This window comes from Vibrio splendidus (assembly GCF_003345295.1).
Classification (GTDB): Bacteria; Pseudomonadota; Gammaproteobacteria; order Enterobacterales; family Vibrionaceae; genus Vibrio; species Vibrio splendidus_K.
The window spans coordinates 413,860-431,228 of record NZ_CP031055.1; the positions used below are offsets into that span (position 1 = coordinate 413,860).

Sequence of the window (17,369 nt, forward strand, 5' to 3'; positions counted from 1 at the left end):
TATGCGAGTGTTTTATATCAATTTGAGGCGCAAACACGCCTGTCACTGGCATTGAAAACGAATTCTGGAGATATCATGAGCAACGAAGAAAACAAAGTAACCGAAGAAGAGCTAGATCAGATCATTGCTGAAGCTGAGAAAGTTGAAGAAGCTGAACTGAATGAAGACGCGGCTGATGAGCAGGAATCAAAAATTGCTCAACTAGAAGCCGCACTGCTTTCTAGTGAGTCTAAAGTGAAAGAGCAGCAAGATTCTGTTCTTCGCGCAAAGGCTGAAGTTGAGAATATGCGTCGTCGTACTGAGCAAGAAGTGGATAAAGCACGTAAATACGCGCTAAACAAATTCGCTGAAGGCCTACTACCTGTTATCGATAACCTAGAGCGTGCAGTACAAGCTGCAGATGCTGAGAACGAAGCGGTTAAGCCGATTCTTGAAGGTGTTGAGCTAACCCACAAAACGTTCGTAGATACAGTGGCTAAATTTGGTCTTACCGAGATCAACCCTGAAGGTGAAGCATTCAACCCTGAATTCCACCAAGCAATGTCGATTCAAGAAAGCCCAGACCACGAGTCAAACACTGTGATGTTTGTTATGCAGAAAGGCTACGAGCTTAACGGCCGTGTTATTCGCCCTGCAATGGTAATGGTTGCTAAGTAATTGAGTAGCCGCTTGCTAAGCAGTTGATTATTGCAGTTGTGAAGTAAGACAATAGCGGCGACAAAACAATTCACTGGTTAACATGAAATGAAAAGAGAGGCATATGCCTCTCTTTTTTTATGCCTGTAACTTGAGAGTCCACGTGAATAGTCACCAAAATCGCATTAAGAATGTCGTTCTTTTTATTTTATTCAGAACAGTGATTTAGAGTTTTATATTATGAAACTGGTTGTTAATGAAGAAATGTTTTGATGTCACACTTGTAATGTTTTTGTAAATAAATGCTTTTAATTGTTACCTTTGTATGTAAAATCCACTGCAATATAGCGATTTGGGTCGCATATATAACTATAAAAGTACAATTTTTAAACACAACAAACTGGAGAAGAACGATGGACAAATCGCTCTCAAGTAAGATTTTTGTAGGCTTGTTTGCCGGCCTTATTATTGGTACTGCTATTCAGTACCTATTCAGCGGCATTGCTATTTTTGATACGTACCTACTCGGCGCTGCTGAAGGTGCTGGTGGTATGTTCGTATCACTTATCAAGTTGCTTGTAGTACCTCTTGTATACGTATCTATTGTTTGCGGTATCGTTGAGCTAAAAGATATTCGTTCATTCGGTCGTCTTGGTGGTAAAACCTTTGGTCTTTACATTATTAACACCATCATCGCGATTTCTGCAGCGCTAACGATTGGTCTTATTTTCCAACCGGGTGCTGGTGCGAATCTAGCGGGTACAGTTTCTGAGACAATTGCGCTTACAACAACTGAAACGCCAGATATCTTCTCTCTTGTTGTAAACATCGTTCCTAGCAACCCTGTAGAAGCGTTTGCAAGTGGCGACATGCTACAAATCATCTTCATGGCTATTCTGACTGGTCTTGCTATCCAAGCTCTTGATTCTCGTGGTGGCCCAGCTATCAAGACATTCAAGATGGCTAACGAAATCATGATGAAGCTTATCGGCCTAGTAATGAGCCTTGCGCCATACGGTGTATTTGCTCTGATGATTCAACTAGGTGCAACACTTGATGCAAACACGCTAATGTCAGTTGCTGGCTATGTAGCGCTTGTTGTAGCGATGCTTGTGTTCTGGATCTTCTTCTTCTACCCAATGATGGTTGGTTCATTCACTGGTATTTCTCCAAAGCAGTTCCTACGTGCAACTCGTGAGCAAATCCTTTTTTCACTATCGACTGCAAGTTCGAACGCGACGATTCCAGTAACAATGCGTACTTTAACGGACAAACTGAACGTATCTAAGTCAGTGGCAGGTTTCGGTGTACCACTAGGTGCAACAATGAACATGTCTGGTGTATCTATCTACATCGCACTAGCAACTATGTTCGTAGCAAACGCATTCGGTCAGCCAATCAACACTGCTGACATCTTCACTCTAGGTCTAACTATCCTGCTACTGTCTATCGGTGCTGGTGGTGTTCCTGGTGGTGGTGTTGTAATGGTCGGTGTTCTATTGCACCAACTAGGTTTGCCACCAGAAGGTCTAGCGATTGTTGCTGCTGTTGACCGTATCTGTGACATGTTCTGTACTTCTTCTAACGTTGTTGGTGATACTGCGGTTAACACTATCGTAGCGAAATCTGAAAACGAAATTGGCGTTGAAGCTAACGAAGAAGCTGAGCTAAAGAAAGCAGAAGCATAATTCTTAATTAAGATTCGATAACTAAAAGCCCTGCTCAATGAGAGCGGGGCTTTTTTGTTTCTGCTGAGAAGTGCTTTGGGCTATCTGATAACTTGGCTAAAAATATCTTTGATTGGTGTTAAGTCTCATTTTTTCTTTCTACTCGTACCGAATTGGCCATCAGTTTTCAATATTTAATATAGATCACATATAATAATACAATATTATTTTATTGTTCTGGCAACCTACATTATGACGACATAAAGGAAACCCAATAATGAAGCTGTCTTACCTTAGCCTACTGACTGCCAGCCTTTTAGCCGCTCCCGCTCTTGCTTCGAATCACGATATTGGTCAACAGTTCAATCTTGACCCTGCAAAAGCACCAGCACAAAACTTCGATTTATCTAAATGGAAAATTAACTTACCGGAGCTGACGACTGAAGGGTCTAGAAAAGGTAAAACGCTGGAGATTGGAAAAAAGGAACTGTCGAATGTAGACACGCCTTACGTTCACCCTAAATGGTTCTACACGGATGCTGAATCTGGTGCGATGGTGTTTGTGGCTCCGAATACAGCTCCAACGACGCCAAACAGTAAAAACACGCGTAGTGAGCTAAGAGCTATGCTAGCGGATAGCTACTCTGCGCCGAGCAACAACTTCGCGATTTCAAGCCATAAGAACGCGGAAGAGTTTGGCTCTATCGGTGGGCAGATGACGGCAACACTTTCTGTTGATCAGGTGAGCACCAGCGGTAACTATAAGAAAACCGGTGCATTCTCTGTGGTTATTGGTCAAATCCACGGCTCGGATAATGAACCTCTGAAAATTGTTTACCGTAAACTACCGGAGCATGAGCATGGTTCGTTAACGTGGAACTATGAATTAAACCCGCCGACAGAGATGAAAAATGCGAAGGATGAAAACGGTAAGAAGCTTCGTAAAGACATTCGCCATGATGTATTTGGTCAATACAATCTGAAAAAAGGCAGCTCTGATCCTACTGATGGCATAAAGCTAGGTGAAGTGTTCTCATATGATGTGAATATCAAAGATAACATCATGCACTTAACCTTTACTAAAAATCCAAACTCAGCCGATCCTATTGTGAAGACGTATGATGTTGACTTGGCAAAAGGTAAATATCAGGGACACGATATCGATCTTGGTTACGGTCAAGACTGGATGTACTTCAAAGCGGGTGCGTATAACCAGTGTAATACTAAGAAGTCGAGTTCTGCCTGTGAGTGGCGTGGTATGGAAGCGGGTGACTACACCCAAGCAAGCTTCTACCAGTTAGTTCTTAATCAATAATATTGCCGAATCAAAAATAGTGCAGAATCAATAACGGTTCGACTCGCTGTTAGTTGAAAAAAGACCTTCCATATGAAGGTCTTTTTTATGCGAGATAGAATAGAGAGACATTTTATTTATGACGATGAACGCGTAAATATGTCAACTTTCGAGCCTTAAGCAGTAAGGGGTAAGCCACTTTTTACCTTTAAGTAGAAAGATAGGGGGAAAAACAGATTTTTTTTACCTATTTCCCTTGAAAATTAGTTTGCAGCCCTTATCTATGGTGCATACGAAAGCAAAATACATTTGCAATTAAATTTTGTGTATTAGGGTTGAATCCCTGATTACTACCCCCCACATAGTGGGTATAGCAAAAAACTAAATAGAATTTATTCGGAGAAAGCCTGATGGGTCGAATCATTGGTATTGATTTAGGTACTACTAACTCTTGTGTTGCTGTTCTTGACGGTGACAAACCACGCGTATTAGAAAATGCTGAAGGCGAACGCACAACAGCATCGGTAATCGCATACACTGAAGGCGAGACGCTAGTTGGTCAACCTGCGAAACGTCAAGCAGTTACTAACCCTCAAAACACGCTATACGCGATTAAGCGTCTAATCGGTCGTCGTTTTGAAGATGAAGAAGTTCAACGCGATATCGAAATCATGCCTTTTAACATTGTTAAAGCTGATAACGGTGATGCATGGGTTGAAGCGCAAGGCCAAAAAATGGCTGCTCCTCAAGTATCTGCTGAAGTTCTTAAGAAAATGAAGAAAACAGCTGAAGACTTCCTAGGCGAAGAAGTAACTGGCGCAGTTGTTACTGTTCCTGCTTACTTCAACGATGCTCAACGTCAAGCAACGAAAGATGCTGGCCGTATCGCTGGTCTAGATGTTAAACGTATCATCAACGAACCAACTGCTGCTGCTCTGGCTTACGGCCTAGACAAGCAAGGTGGTGATCGCACTATCGCTGTATACGACCTTGGTGGTGGTACATTCGATATCTCTATCATCGAGATCGATGAAGTAGAAGGCGAGAAGACTTTCGAAGTTCTTTCAACTAACGGTGACACTCACCTTGGTGGTGAAGATTTCGATAACCGCATGATCAACTACCTAGTAGATGAGTTCAAGAAAGAGCAAGGTATCAACCTTAAATCTGATCCACTAGCAATGCAGCGTGTTAAAGAAGCAGCAGAAAAAGCGAAAATCGAGCTTTCTTCTACTACTCAAACTGACGTAAACCTACCTTACGTTACTGCTGATGCGACTGGTCCTAAGCACATGAACATCAAAGTGACTCGTGCGAAGCTTGAGTCTCTAGTTGAAGACCTAGTTCAACGTTCTCTTGAGCCACTAAAAGTTGCTCTAGCAGATGCTGATCTATCTGTAGGTGAAATCACTGACGTTATCCTAGTTGGTGGTCAAACTCGTATGCCTATGGTTCAAGCTAAAGTAACTGAATTCTTCGGTAAAGAGCCACGTAAAGACGTGAACCCTGACGAAGCTGTTGCAATGGGTGCTGCTGTTCAAGGTGGTGTATTAGCTGGTGAAGTTAAAGACGTTCTTCTTCTAGACGTTACTCCTCTATCTTTCGGTATCGAAACGATGGGCGGCGTAATGACTAAGCTTATCGAGAAAAACACAACTATCCCTACTAAAGCGGATCAAGTGTTCTCTACAGCTGAAGACAACCAAAGCGCAGTAACTATCCACGTTCTTCAAGGTGAACGTAAGCAAGCGACTTACAACAAGTCTCTTGGTCAGTTCAACCTAGAAGGTATCCAACCAGCACCACGTGGCATGCCACAAGTTGAAGTAACATTCGACCTAGATGCTGATGGTATCCTGAACGTATCTGCTAAAGATAAAGCAACGGGTAAAGAGCAGAAGATCACTATCCAAGCATCAGGCGGTTTGTCTGAGGAAGAGATCGAAGCAATGGTTCAAGAAGCAGAAGCTAACAAAGAAGCTGATAAAAAGTTCGAAGAGCTAGTAACTGCACGTAACCAAGCTGACCAAATGATTCACGGCACTAAGAAGCAAGTAGAAGAAGCTGGTGAAGCTCTACCTGCAGACGAGAAAGCTAAAATCGAAGCAGCTATCGAAGCTCTAGAATCAGTTAAGTCTGGTGACGACAAAGAAGCTATCGACGCTAAAGTTCAAGAACTTATGCAAGCAGCTCAAAAGCTAATGGAAATTGCTCAACAGAAAGCTCAAGCTGAACAAGCTGGTGCTGACGCTGGTGAACAACCTAAGCAAGACGACGACGTGGTAGACGCGGAGTTTGAAGAAGTTAAAGACGATAAAAAATAATTTTTCGTCGCTATAACACGTAATTTCTGCGTCGAAGGTACTCACTTACATTTGTAAGCTCCGTGCCTTCTCCTTGAACTAACGTGTTTTAGCTTAGAAAAAGTCGTTTTTCGATTTCTAAATATACGGGCGTCAGAGGTAACTCTCACGCCCGTAAATTTGTATTTAGACTTGTCGATCTAGATAATAGCTTTATTCGGTGTTTCAGCCGGCAGAACTTTTATCTAGATTGATACACAGACTACTGAAGTGATCATTCGGTAGTAGCAATTATTTGGTGACCTAGAACATGTCAAAACGTGATTTTTACGAAGTATTAGGCGTAAGCCGCGATGCATCAGAGCGCGATATTAAAAAAGCGTACAAACGCTTAGCGATGAAATTCCACCCGGACCGTAATCAGGGTGATGACAGCGCAGCAGACAAATTTAAAGAAGTAAAAGTAGCGTACGAGATCCTAACCGATGCTCAAAAGAAAGCAGCTTATGACCAATACGGCCACGCAGCTTTTGAACAAGGTGGCATGGGTGGTGGCGGCGGTTACGGCGGCGGTGGCCAAGGTGACTTCGGCGATATCTTCGGTGATGTGTTTGGCGATATCTTTGGCGGCGGTCGTCGTGGCGGCGGTCAAGCGCGTGCACAACGTGGTTCTGATTTACGTTACAACATGGAGCTTTCTCTAGAAGAAGCCGTTCGTGGTGTATCTAAAGAGATTGAAGTACCAACTCTTGTAGAGTGTGACATTTGTGATGGTAGTGGCGCTAAAGCGGGTTCTTCTGCACAAACGTGTGGTACTTGTCATGGCCACGGCCAGGTACAAATGCGCCAAGGTTTCTTTGCGGTTCAACAGACTTGTCCTACATGTAACGGTAAAGGCAAGATCATCAAAGACCCATGTAACTCATGTCATGGTCAAGGCCGCAAACAGAAGACGAAAACGCTTAACGTTAAGATCCCAGCAGGTGTTGATACTGGTGATCGCATTCGTCTATCTGGCGAAGGCGAAGCAGGAGAGCACGGCGCTCCAGCTGGCGACTTGTACGTACAAGTACACGTAAAAGAGCACAACATCTTTGAGCGTGACGGCAACAACCTTTACTGTGAAGTGCCAGTAAGCTTCTCTATGGCAGCTTTAGGTGGTGAAGTTGAAGTTCCAACACTCGATGGTCGTGTAAACCTTAAAGTGCCAGAAGAAACACAAACGGGCCGTATGTTCCGTATGCGTGGCAAAGGCGTGAAAGGCGTTCGTGGCGGCGGTGTAGGTGACCTAATCGTTAAACTAGTGGTTGAAACACCGGTTAAGCTAAGCTCTCGTCAGAAAGAACTACTGCGTGAATTCGAAGAGACATGTTGTGGTGAAGCGGCAAGCAAGCACAAGCCAAAGTCTGAAGGTTTCTTCAGCGGCGTTAAAAACTTCTTCGATGACCTAACTAAGTAATTGATAGTGATTTGAAAATCTTAAAGCCTGCCAGTGTGCAGGCTTTTTTGTACCTGTAGATCAGAGAAAAGAAGCTCAAAGAAGAAAGAGTCGAGATTTCTCAGATAAATTATCGAGCCCTTTGGTGGTTGTTCTTGTTACTTCCAACACGCTTCTGGCTCTGAAACACCCGAGTGGTGCAATTCTAACTTATCGGTATTTGAGTCTAAACATTCATCATTCACTTGCTGTGAAAGTGGTTCTGCTTGAATGGCATAAGTGGTACTACTCGCCGAAATCGCTAACGTGTATCGGCTGGTGTCGGTATTGCAAAAGAAACATGTCCCTCCGGAAATAATATTCTCCGCTGCGGATGCATAGTTCCCCGTGTACAGTGTCTCCATTTCCAATTGTATCTTTGTTATATCAGCTATCGCGGTGACTCGGTGCGCTTTAATTACATGGCTCGTATAACTTGGATACGCAATGGCACCGAGTATCCCCACGATGGCGACAGCGATCAATAATTCGATCAATGTCATCCCTCTAATGCTTAAGTTGTTGTTGTTGCATATATTTCTTCGAATCATCGCGAGTAGTTTCCTTTAATATCTCTGCCTATTTTTCTCCGGTGGTAGCATCGGCGCAAGATTAAATACGGTTACGAGCGGTATTACATAGGAAATTGGGAAATGACTCGCGGGTTTACTTTATTAGAGCTGTTAATCACGGTGTCGGTGTTATCGATACTGATAGCCACGGCTGCCCCGAGTTTTAGTTCAGTAACGCAAACCGTCAAGATGCAGCGATTGGCTGGCGAGTTGAATGGTTTTCTTATTCAGGCTAAGTCAGAGTCAGTAAAAAGGAATCAAGATCTTTGGGTTCATTTCTCGATGGAAAAGAATGAAGTGCAATCAACTGGAGATTGGACTATTTGGTTAAAACCGACCGAAGACTTGTCAGGAGAAACCTTACTGCAGTTGTCGGGCGACCCCTTTCGTGACCTTTCTTTTTCTCATAATTACACCGGAGACAGGATTACTTTTGAGAGCGTTCGTGGGAGGCCTGCTCGTGGGACTCTCTATTTAGCTCCTAATACGGCTTCAACCGATCGGGTTTTGATCAAATTATCCAGCCCGCCGGGGCGAATTAAGGTATGTGGTGAGTCGAGTGCACAGTATGGCTATGATGCGTGTTAAATCGACAGCGGTAGCTCCTAGCAAGCAGCAAGGCACATCACTGATTGAATTAATGGTGGCCTCTGTGATTGGCGTGTTCGCTATTTCGATTATCGGCAGCGTCTTCATTACGGGGCAGAGAATTGCTAAAGATAAAGGCATTGAGTTATTACTGCTGCAAAATCTAACCAGTACGATGCAGGTCATGAAAGAAGATATCCAACGAGCGGGCTACGATGGCTCTAATGGTTACTCAATCAAGTTATCTGGAGCGAGCAATACCATCCAAGTGAGTGGCGGTGTTGCCGTTGGGTTTGTCTACTTCAGAGAGGGCTCGAACGGAAACAAAGATAATCGAAATATCGTTTATCAGAAAGATGGAACCAAGCTGAAAATATGTGAGAAGGGCACCACTGTATCTGAGGCGATTCCTACTTTTAATCAGGTTACTGGATGTTACTCACTTTTCGATGACAGCCTGATCGAGGTAGATGCATTCAGTGTTGATGCTCAGTTATTAGAGCAGAACTCTATTAAAACCACGCTTACCGATATCAGCATTACGGCTTCAATTCCAACCGCAGGTGTTACCAAATCGGTTTCGGTTTCCGTTAAACAAAGGAATTGGCAATGATGGTGTTTAGAAAGCAACGCGGCGTGGTGACCTTGTTGATCACATCGGTGCTTTTAATTGGTGCTTTAGTGGTGACATTAGGTACGTATCGCAGTGTATTCCATCAAATTAAAGTAACTCAAAATGAAGTGCAAGGAAGGCAAAATCACTGGCGTTCGGAAGGTGGTTTAGAGTGTACTTATTCCTATCTACGTGAGCTCGATAAAACCGTTTTAGATATCAAAGATGCCAGTGCACGCCCTGCCGACTTTTCTGATTGGTGTTCTCCATATGACAACGCCCCCCAAATTGAGGTTTCGGATAGTGCGAGTTCCATTGCTTATATTATTGCATCTACAACTGATACACAGCTGCTGTCTAAAACCATTCGTGAGAGCTCTCAGTTGGGAAGTGGGGCGATTCAATCAACAGGGCCGATTGAGATCATTGGTACATTAAGCCTGAAGCCAACAGTAAAAGAAGAACCGATCAGTGGTAATGAATATGAATGCGTCAGTGTTACTTTTGCCGACCTTTTTACTTACCAATACGATTCAACGCATGGTGATTCAGGACAAACGTTAGGCTTAGAAGTGCTCGACCCAAGTGCGGATGGTCCGTTTTCTGGTTTTGATGGCGTGTGTGACAGTGAATATAAAACAGAGATACCCAAAGGTAATTCGGGAAGTCGCTATTCAATCTATGCACCTGATTCCTCTCAAGGAACGAATCCGCCTCCCTTCCAAAAAGACTTTAACCCTGATCCAAATATGAACCCGTTTTATACTTTCTTTGGTATCGCGAAAACGGATCAAAATATTGTCGACTTATCACAAGACACTGATCTTTTTAAGCGCGTGCAGATACTGGATGCGACAGAGTGCGGCACCGAAATCATGGGCCATTTTACTCTAGGGCAAACCAAAGGATTGTGGGTTGAGGGAAATTGCCATATCAATTCAGCGGTTGCTGCCGCCAACAATCAATCTCAACTTCTGGTGATTCAAGATGGTGTGCTCGCGTTAAATGGTGCCATGACTTACAACGGTGTGATTTATCATTTGGTCGATTATCAAAAGAGCCATGTTAAAACTCGTATAGATGACTTCTGGGAAGCGCTTGTTACTCCCAATGTATTTGCACCTTTTATCAAAGACATCGATGACGCTACCGTCCTGAAAAAAAGTGTCGGGATTCAGTTTGCCTCTGGTTTACCTTCAGGCGGCCTTATCTTTGATTCGCCACTTGGTGTGACAACGATTGTGGGTGATATGGATTTGGATTTTCGTTCAGAATCTAATCCGAGTGATCCGCCTTCGATTTACCAATGGAAGCGAGGCTCATGGAATGACTTCTAAACACCAAGGTTTCAGTTTGATAGAGGTGCTTATCTCTTTTCTGCTCATCGGTGTTGCTTCGTTAGGGTTGGTTAAGCTGCAGGTCTACGCGGAACAAAAATCGGACTTTGCGCTTCACAGTGTAGAGGCACTTCACTTTGCTGAAAGGCAAATGGAATATTATCGAACGCGAGTCTCGGATGTGAGTGGGGCAGTAGGGCTTATTCCTTTTTCGCAACTCAATCAAGCGAACTATTGTCTCAACACGACAAGCTCAGATCCTTTATCCGGTTTGTCGGACTCTGGGTATGCGATGACTTGTGAGGTGGAGAATGCTGCTGGCGCTTTGTCGGGTGCGTTAAAAAGCATTACTGTTTCCGTTGCATGGCAAGATCGTATGAACCGTTCGCAAAGCATTTACCTCGAGACTATGCTCTCCAAATACAGTGAGTTTGATTGATCTATTAAGCAAACGTTTACTGCATGCCAAGGCCTACGAATCCCCTTTACTGATAGTTTTCACTCCTCGGACATTGTTTACGTGCCAGTTAAAACTCTGTATATGGAATGGTGTTTTTTGTGTTTTTATATTGTTGCTGTTGTACAGTATTTTTGCAAAATATGTCTCCATTTATGGAAAATGATGTGGAACCTTGTGCTTTTTAACAGCGACTTTAATAGAATATGTGCTGTACCAATAGGCCATGGTCAAAACTTTTATTAGGCCTAAACAAACAACATCACATATGGAGTTACAATGAGTAACCAAGCTGTAAAAAAAGCACCATCGACTGAGAAGATCAGTGGGATGGATCGCTTTCTAAACTTCATTGAACGCGCCGGCAACAAAATTCCAGACCCTGCAATTCTGTTCTTCTGGGCTCTAGTTATCGTATGGGTAGCATCTGCACTTTTATCGAATCTTTCATTCGACCTAATCAACCCTCAAACGGGTGCTGCTCTAGAAGTAAACAACCTATTAACTGGTGAAGCGCTTGCTAGCTTCCTAGCGAATATGGTTACCACGTTCACAGGCTTCGCACCGCTAGGCATCGTACTTGTTGCTATGCTAGGTGTTGGCGTTGCTGACTCTTCAGGCTTCATTACGACTGGCCTTAAGAAGATGCTGAACTTCACGCCAGCTAAGCTATTAACGCCAATGCTAATCTTGGTTGCTATCGTGTCTCACACAGCAGCAGATGCAGGTTACGTTCTAGTAATCCCTCTTGGCGGTATCATCTTCCACGCAGCGGGTCGTCACCCTCTAGCGGGTATTGCAGCAGCGTTTGCTGGTGTATCAGGTGGTTTCTCAGCGAACTTCATTCCTTCAGGTATTGACCCGCTACTAGCAGGCTTCACTCAAACAGCGGCAAACGTTCTTGACCCTGCATACGTGGTTAACCCTCTAGCGAACATTTTCTTTACTGGTTTGTCTTCAGTTCTCATTGTTGGTATCGGTTGGTACGTGACAGAGAAGATCATTGAACCTCGTCTTGCAAAAACTCCAGTAGATGAAGATGCTGAACAAGCACCTGATCTAGGTACGTTCACAGCGATTGAATCTAAAGCATTCAAATTCGCGGGTTGGGCTATGGTTGCAGGTATTGGTCTGCTTATCGCAGCTTTGGTTCCTGAAAACTCAGCACTTCGTTCGCCTGAAGGTGAGCTAACGGCGTTCTCAGCACCAGTAATGAAGTCTATCGTTCCTCTGATCTTCATTCTGTTTATTATTCCGGGTATCGTCTACGGCCGTGTAGCGGGTACATTCAAGAATAGTAACGATGTTATCAAAGCGATGTCTGAGACAATGGCAACGATGGGCGCATACATTGTAATGTCGTTCTTCTGTGCTCAGTTCCTATCTGCATTCGCTCAATCAAACATCGGTACTATGCTGGCGCTTTACGGTGCTGAAGGCCTGAAAGCGATGGATCTTCCTGGTGAAGCAACGGTTGTTGGTATGATTCTACTAACGGCTGCAGTTAACCTGCTTGTAGGTTCTGCTTCAGCTAAGTGGGCACTGATTGGTCCTATCCTAGTTCCTATGCTAATGGTTGTGGGTATCTCTCCAGAGCTATCTCAAGCGGCTTACCGTGTAGGCGATTCAGTGTCTAACATCATTTCTCCATTGATGGTGTTCTTCCCACTGGTTGTTGTTTACTGTCAACGCTACGTTAAGTCGACAGGTATCGGTACTCTAGCTTCTCTAATGATGCCATTCTCGATTGCTATGCTAATCGGTTGGTCTATCTTCTTGCTAGGTTACTGGGCTCTTGGTATCCCACTAGGTATCCAAGCTCCTTACACTTACACAATGTAAGATAAGTAAAGCTAAGTAAGAAAAGCAAAAGTCAGTAAGACAAAATCATCGAAGCTCGCACCGAAATGTGCGAGCTTTTTTTTCGCCATTTTTTTCTACTTCTGTTTGTGTCCAAGATTTCTTATATCCAAAACTTTTTATATCCCAAATAAAGGCACTCAGCTTATACTCCGGATTACGGCTAATTGTTGGCCGGTAAAATTAGGAAATCCAAGCCACATGAAAATTCTGCTTTTAGTAGGGTTAATTGTTTTAAATGGTCTGTTTGCCATGTCTGAGATTGCATTGGTAGCAGCAAAGAATAGTCGGCTAAAGCGTTTAGCCGAAAAACATCGCTCCGCTCAGATTGCTCTTGAGCTCAAAGAAAACCCAACCCGCTTCCTTTCAACCATTCAAATCGGTATTACGGTAATCGGCCTACTCAGCGGTATCGTGGGCGAGGCTACGTTATCAGCTCCACTTGCGGTTCAACTTGAGCTGTGGGGATTCGACCCAACACAAGCGAATATCTTATCTACTGCGGTAGTCGTTGTTGGTATTACTTACTTCGCAATTGTTGTAGGTGAGTTGGTGCCAAAGCGTTTTGCTCAATCCCAAGCTGAAAATATTGCTGTGTTAGTCGCGCTGCCAATCTTCTGGTTATCTAAAATCGCGACGCCGTTTGTGTTTGCGTTGTCTGCGTCAACCGAAGGCATCTTAAAGCTGATGGGGCGTGGCGGTGAAGAAGATAGTGTCACTGAAGACGATATCCATGCACTGGTGAAAGAGGGCTCAGAATCTGGAGTGATTGAGCGCGGCGAGCAAGAGATGATTCGTAATATCTTGCAGCTTGATGATCGCCTTGTAAGCTCTTTGATGACGCCACGTCGAGATGTCGACTTTCTAGATATTGAGCAACCTGTAGAGCAGATATTTAAGAAACTGCGCTCTTCAAAGCACAGTGTATTTCCATTGTGCCAAGATCACCTCAATAAAGTGGTCGGTACGGTGTCGTCCAAAGCCTTGCTGAATCAGGCAGGCAATTTAAGTATTCAAGTCATCATGGGGCTGTCTAAGTCGCCGATCTATGTTCCAGAATCGATGAAGGCACTGCGGCTACTTGGCTACTTTAAAGAGTCGGGTACCGAGATGGCATTCATTGTCGACGAGTATGGCGATGTGCAAGGCCTTGTGACTCATTATGATATTCTTGAAGCGATTGCAGGTGAGTTATCCAATAACCCCAATGACCTATGGACAGAACAAGTGGAAGACGGATTGCTGGTGGATGGATTAATCCCTATCAGTGAGCTGAAAAATCGTTTAGAGCTGTCGGATTTTGAGGGGGAAAGCGAAGGCTTCCAAACGTTGAATGGCCTTGTGACTTGGCTAATAGGACGCTTACCTGATGCAGGCGAAGTTGTTCAATACCAGCAGTGGCAGTTTGAAATCATCTCGGTTGAGAACAACCGTATCGTGAGTGTTAAAGCGACAAGATTAGTCAATGAGCTAGGCGATGATGTTAGTTAGATAAGCCGCTAGCGAGAGATTAAACGAACAAGCTAACGCTTGTTGTTCATTATCTCTTTGTTGTTCATTATTACTAAGATTAGGTATGCTTCTCCGCATACCTTTTTTTGTTCTTATCCTTTGTTTTCTGGAGTTCCCTTTGTCAGACCATCAATTCACCCCTCAAGATGAAATCTTCATGCGACGCGCCATTGAGGTTGCTAAGCAAGCAGAGAAAGAGGGAGAGGTTCCCGTTGGTGCCGTGTTGGTAAAAGAGGGTGAGATTATTTCTGAAGGTTGGAACCGTTCTATTGGCAGCCACGATGCCACGGCACACGCAGAAATCGAAACCTTGCGTAAAGCTGGGCAAGCCTTGGAAAACTATCGCTTACTTGATACCACCTTATACGTCACGCTTGAGCCTTGCCCAATGTGTGCTGGTGCCTTGTTACACAGCCGAGTGAAGCGGATTGTCTTTGGTGCTCCTGACTTAAAAGCAGGCGCAGCAGGTACGGTATTGAACCTCTTTGAAAGCCAAGCCTCATACCACTATGCCGATGTTGAGCATGGCTTATTAGAAGCAGAATGTCGTGAGCAGTTGCAGGCGTTTTTCAAGCGTCGTAGAAAAGAGATAAAAGAAAAACGAAAGCAAGACCGTCTGTTGGAAGAGCAGTGTTTAGAATCTGACAAGACAAGTAATAAGAATAAGGTCTGTAACAAAAAATAGCAGCAAGCTTCGGCACTCTCTATCGTAAGAGTGCCACAGAAAACTTACTCGGTATTTTTACTCAGAAAGTATCTGCATGAAAGCACGGTTGCGCCAAATGATTTTCTTCTTATTATTTGAAAGCATACGCTTACGACGGTTTGCAGCAACGGTCTTATCAAGGCGCTTCGATTTCAGTTTACTCTTCATCATTTCAACGATTTCCTATTTGTCGTCTGGCTTTGTAATTATGACTTCAGTTTTAATTATAGTGGTTACTTGTTTATGATCTCTGCCGCGAACTTAGCGATACTTTTTGAGTAACCATCGCGATTGTCAGTGTCTGAATACAACAGAACATCATGGCGCTTATGGTGTGTCGTTATAAAGTTCAATTGTTACTGCAATATGACACCTCAAGTTTAACTGTCACTTTGCTGGTTTAGTTTCTCAATGCGAACTAGCCAATACGAACCAGTGGCTCATGTATAAAAAAAAAGAGCAACGCTATATAGCATTGCTCTTTTTTATTTATTTGGAAGACTCAGCTTCGTCGACAGCGGATTCAGCCGCACTGATTGTCGATTCAGCGCCCGAGATCTCTAAAGGTGGGATAACCACCAAACCTTCGAGGCTCGCTTCTTCTTCTTTATTTCGCTTATTCACATGACCAATAATGCTTTGGTAATAACGGCGAATATTCTCAACGTAATTCCTTGCTTCATCACCACGCGCATAGCCGTATCGAGTTTGGCTGTAGTACTTCTTTTGTCTCAATAGAGGAAGTCGATCTTTGACATCACCCCAAGCGTCAGGGTTGCCGCCTTGTGCTTTAGTTAAGCGGCGAGCATCCATCATGTGACCGTAACCTACGTTATATGAGGCGAGGGCAAACCAGATCTTTTCATGTTGAGTAATTGAGTCAGGAACTCGATTCACGATACGACGTAAATATTCCACGCCACCTTGTACCGACTGTTTCGGGTCAAGACGATTGGTTACACCTACGCTCTTCGCGGTTGGCAACGTCAACATCATCATGCCACGAACACCTGTGGGAGAACGCGCGACTGGGTTCCAGTGTGACTCTTGGTATGCCAAAGCTGCGATTAAGCGCCAATCAAATTCTTGCGAGTATTTCTGAAATAGTGGCGACCATTTAGGTAGCTTGCTGTCCAATGCGCGGATAAAGGCACGAGTATCAACGTAGTCAAAGGTACCAATGTGACCGATGTATTTCTCTTCCAGTGAAGCCAGTTCACCAGACTGTTTAAGGTTACCGAAGAACTCAATCAGCAACGCATACAGGCTTTCATCTTCTGAACGTTCTAAGTACCAAGAGATAGGTTGGTCTTCAGTAAGTTCGAAAGCAAGAGCCACATCAGGGTATAAACGCTGAGCCAATGAAAGCTCAATGGAGTCTGCAACGGTAAACAGTCGCTCTCCGGTTGATACTTCTTTTAGCAGGTCATTGATGTCTGCATTACCGACCGCATCGTAGATAAAGTCATCGTGTGTGTTTTGGAGCTGTTTTAGCGTTGGTTCAAAGTGGGAGTCTTTCACCACAACTAAAGATGGCGTCAGTGTTTCATTTGATGCCGTTTCTTCTGATTCAGTTTGTTCTTTTACAAACTCGGCCTGACGATCGTTCTCAAACTTGATCAGTTGATCGAGGTTTCTTGGTCGCCACTGACCTTTTTTGTACACGACTTGTTGGCTTACATAGTAATAAGCAGGCGCAGCGCGATAGGCACGTGTCAGGTTGCTGTTTTGTGTTAACCCCGTTGCGATAAGATCGATCTCGCCTTTCTTTAACGCCGGAAATAGGCCGGATAGACGGTAAGCGGGTTTAACCTCAAGCTTTACACCAAGTTCTTCTGCAAACTCGCGAGCTAACTCGTAATCCAAGCCAGCAGGACCATCTGGACCGATGTAATAAGAGAGTTGGTTATTCAGGGTGCCGACACGAAGAACGCCACGCTCTCGTATCTGCTCAAGGACACTTTTAGGTTCAGATTCAATCTGGCATCCAGCCAACCCAAATAGGGCAATAGCGAGCAGAAGGAACTTAGACGAAAAGATGAGCGTAAATTTAGGCATCAAAATGAAATCTCGAAAAGTGGAAGCCCCTTTATACCAAACCCCGCAAGGCTGGCAAAGCAGGTTTATTTAAACAGTTGTAAAAGTGCTGATAAATGCAGCAAAAGTACCATTTACACAGAAAGATAAAAAAAATAACGCAAACGGTTGCTTTTGGTGTTACGTCACAAAAAGAAATGCTTTATAATGCGCTCGCATTGAAGAGGTGGAATCGGCATAGGTTTGGCAACCTTCGGGAATAGCTTCGAAGAAAACAGTTAGGTTGTTCCTATAACCCACTGAATTTATT

15 protein-coding genes are annotated in these 17,369 nt (G+C 43.9%); 12 read left to right on the top strand and 3 right to left on the bottom strand.

Annotated features, from left to right (window positions below; all coding sequences use genetic code 11):
- Positions 1-75: 75 nt before the first annotated feature.
- The 5 genes from grpE (at position 76) to dnaJ (ending at position 7,359) form a co-directional block, all read left to right on the top strand.
- Complete coding sequence (grpE, locus tag DUN60_RS01755; protein ID WP_017059864.1) at positions 76-657, top strand: nucleotide exchange factor GrpE; 582 nt, start codon at positions 76-78, stop codon at positions 655-657.
- A gap of 392 nt (positions 658-1,049) precedes the next feature.
- Complete coding sequence (locus DUN60_RS01760) at positions 1,050-2,324, top strand: dicarboxylate/amino acid:cation symporter (protein WP_004735163.1); 1,275 nt, start codon at positions 1,050-1,052, stop codon at positions 2,322-2,324.
- A 256-nt stretch (positions 2,325-2,580) separates the two neighbouring features.
- A complete protein-coding gene (locus DUN60_RS01765; RefSeq protein WP_017079897.1) occupies positions 2,581-3,618 on the top strand; it encodes a polysaccharide lyase family 7 protein in 1,038 nt (345 codons plus the stop codon).
- 389 nt (positions 3,619-4,007) lie between these two features.
- Positions 4,008-5,921, top strand: a complete 1,914-nt coding sequence (dnaK, locus tag DUN60_RS01770) for a molecular chaperone DnaK (protein WP_114633039.1) — start codon at positions 4,008-4,010, stop codon at positions 5,919-5,921.
- 289 nt (positions 5,922-6,210) lie between these two features.
- A complete protein-coding gene (dnaJ, locus tag DUN60_RS01775; protein ID WP_017087727.1) occupies positions 6,211-7,359 on the top strand; it encodes a molecular chaperone DnaJ in 1,149 nt (382 codons plus the stop codon).
- A gap of 137 nt (positions 7,360-7,496) precedes the next feature.
- On the opposite strand, the gene DUN60_RS01780 is transcribed toward dnaJ, so the two are convergent.
- Complete coding sequence (locus tag DUN60_RS01780; protein WP_114633040.1) at positions 7,497-7,928, bottom strand: type IV pilin protein; 432 nt, start codon at positions 7,926-7,928, stop codon at positions 7,497-7,499.
- 102 nt (positions 7,929-8,030) lie between these two features.
- Here DUN60_RS01780 and DUN60_RS01785 point away from each other — a divergent pair, with 102 nt between their 5' ends.
- The 7 genes from DUN60_RS01785 to tadA all read left to right on the top strand — a co-directional run bounded on the left by DUN60_RS01785 (position 8,031) and on the right by tadA (position 15,001).
- Complete coding sequence (locus DUN60_RS01785; protein WP_114633041.1) at positions 8,031-8,537, top strand: GspH/FimT family pseudopilin; 507 nt, start codon at positions 8,031-8,033, stop codon at positions 8,535-8,537.
- Positions 8,518-9,150, top strand: coding sequence for a PilW family protein (locus DUN60_RS01790; RefSeq protein WP_114633042.1), 633 nt, complete (start codon positions 8,518-8,520; stop codon positions 9,148-9,150). The genes DUN60_RS01785 and DUN60_RS01790 overlap by 20 nt, the downstream gene beginning before the upstream one ends.
- Positions 9,147-10,487: a hypothetical protein gene (locus DUN60_RS01795; RefSeq protein ID WP_114633043.1), complete on the top strand. Its 1,341-nt coding sequence runs from the start codon at positions 9,147-9,149 to the stop codon at positions 10,485-10,487. The genes DUN60_RS01790 and DUN60_RS01795 overlap by 4 nt, the downstream gene beginning before the upstream one ends.
- Positions 10,477-10,926: a prepilin-type N-terminal cleavage/methylation domain-containing protein gene (locus DUN60_RS01800; RefSeq protein ID WP_114633044.1), complete on the top strand. Its 450-nt coding sequence runs from the start codon at positions 10,477-10,479 to the stop codon at positions 10,924-10,926. The genes DUN60_RS01795 and DUN60_RS01800 overlap by 11 nt, the downstream gene beginning before the upstream one ends.
- 297 nt (positions 10,927-11,223) lie before the next feature.
- Positions 11,224-12,786 carry an AbgT family transporter gene (locus DUN60_RS01805; RefSeq protein ID WP_004735172.1) on the top strand — a complete coding sequence of 521 codons (1,563 nt, stop codon included), beginning with the start codon at positions 11,224-11,226 and terminating at the stop codon, positions 12,784-12,786.
- 219 nt (positions 12,787-13,005) lie between these two features.
- Entirely contained in the window at positions 13,006-14,295 is a 1,290-nt protein-coding gene (locus tag DUN60_RS01810) for a hemolysin family protein (protein WP_114633045.1), read from the top strand.
- A gap of 85 nt (positions 14,296-14,380) precedes the next feature.
- The gene (gene tadA / locus DUN60_RS01815; protein ID WP_114633046.1) at positions 14,381-15,001 is read left to right on the top strand and encodes a tRNA adenosine(34) deaminase TadA; all 621 of its coding nucleotides are present in this window, start codon (positions 14,381-14,383) and stop codon (positions 14,999-15,001) included.
- Positions 15,002-15,058: 57 nt separating this feature from the next.
- On the opposite strand, the gene DUN60_RS24875 is transcribed toward tadA, so the two are convergent.
- Together DUN60_RS24875 and mltF are read right to left on the bottom strand one after the other, a co-directional pair.
- Entirely contained in the window at positions 15,059-15,193 is a 135-nt protein-coding gene (locus DUN60_RS24875; protein ID WP_004735176.1) for a hypothetical protein, read from the bottom strand.
- Between the two features lie 318 nt (positions 15,194-15,511).
- Complete coding sequence (mltF, locus tag DUN60_RS01820; protein ID WP_114633047.1) at positions 15,512-17,080, bottom strand: membrane-bound lytic murein transglycosylase MltF; 1,569 nt, start codon at positions 17,078-17,080, stop codon at positions 15,512-15,514.
- Positions 17,081-17,369: the final 289 nt, after the last annotated feature.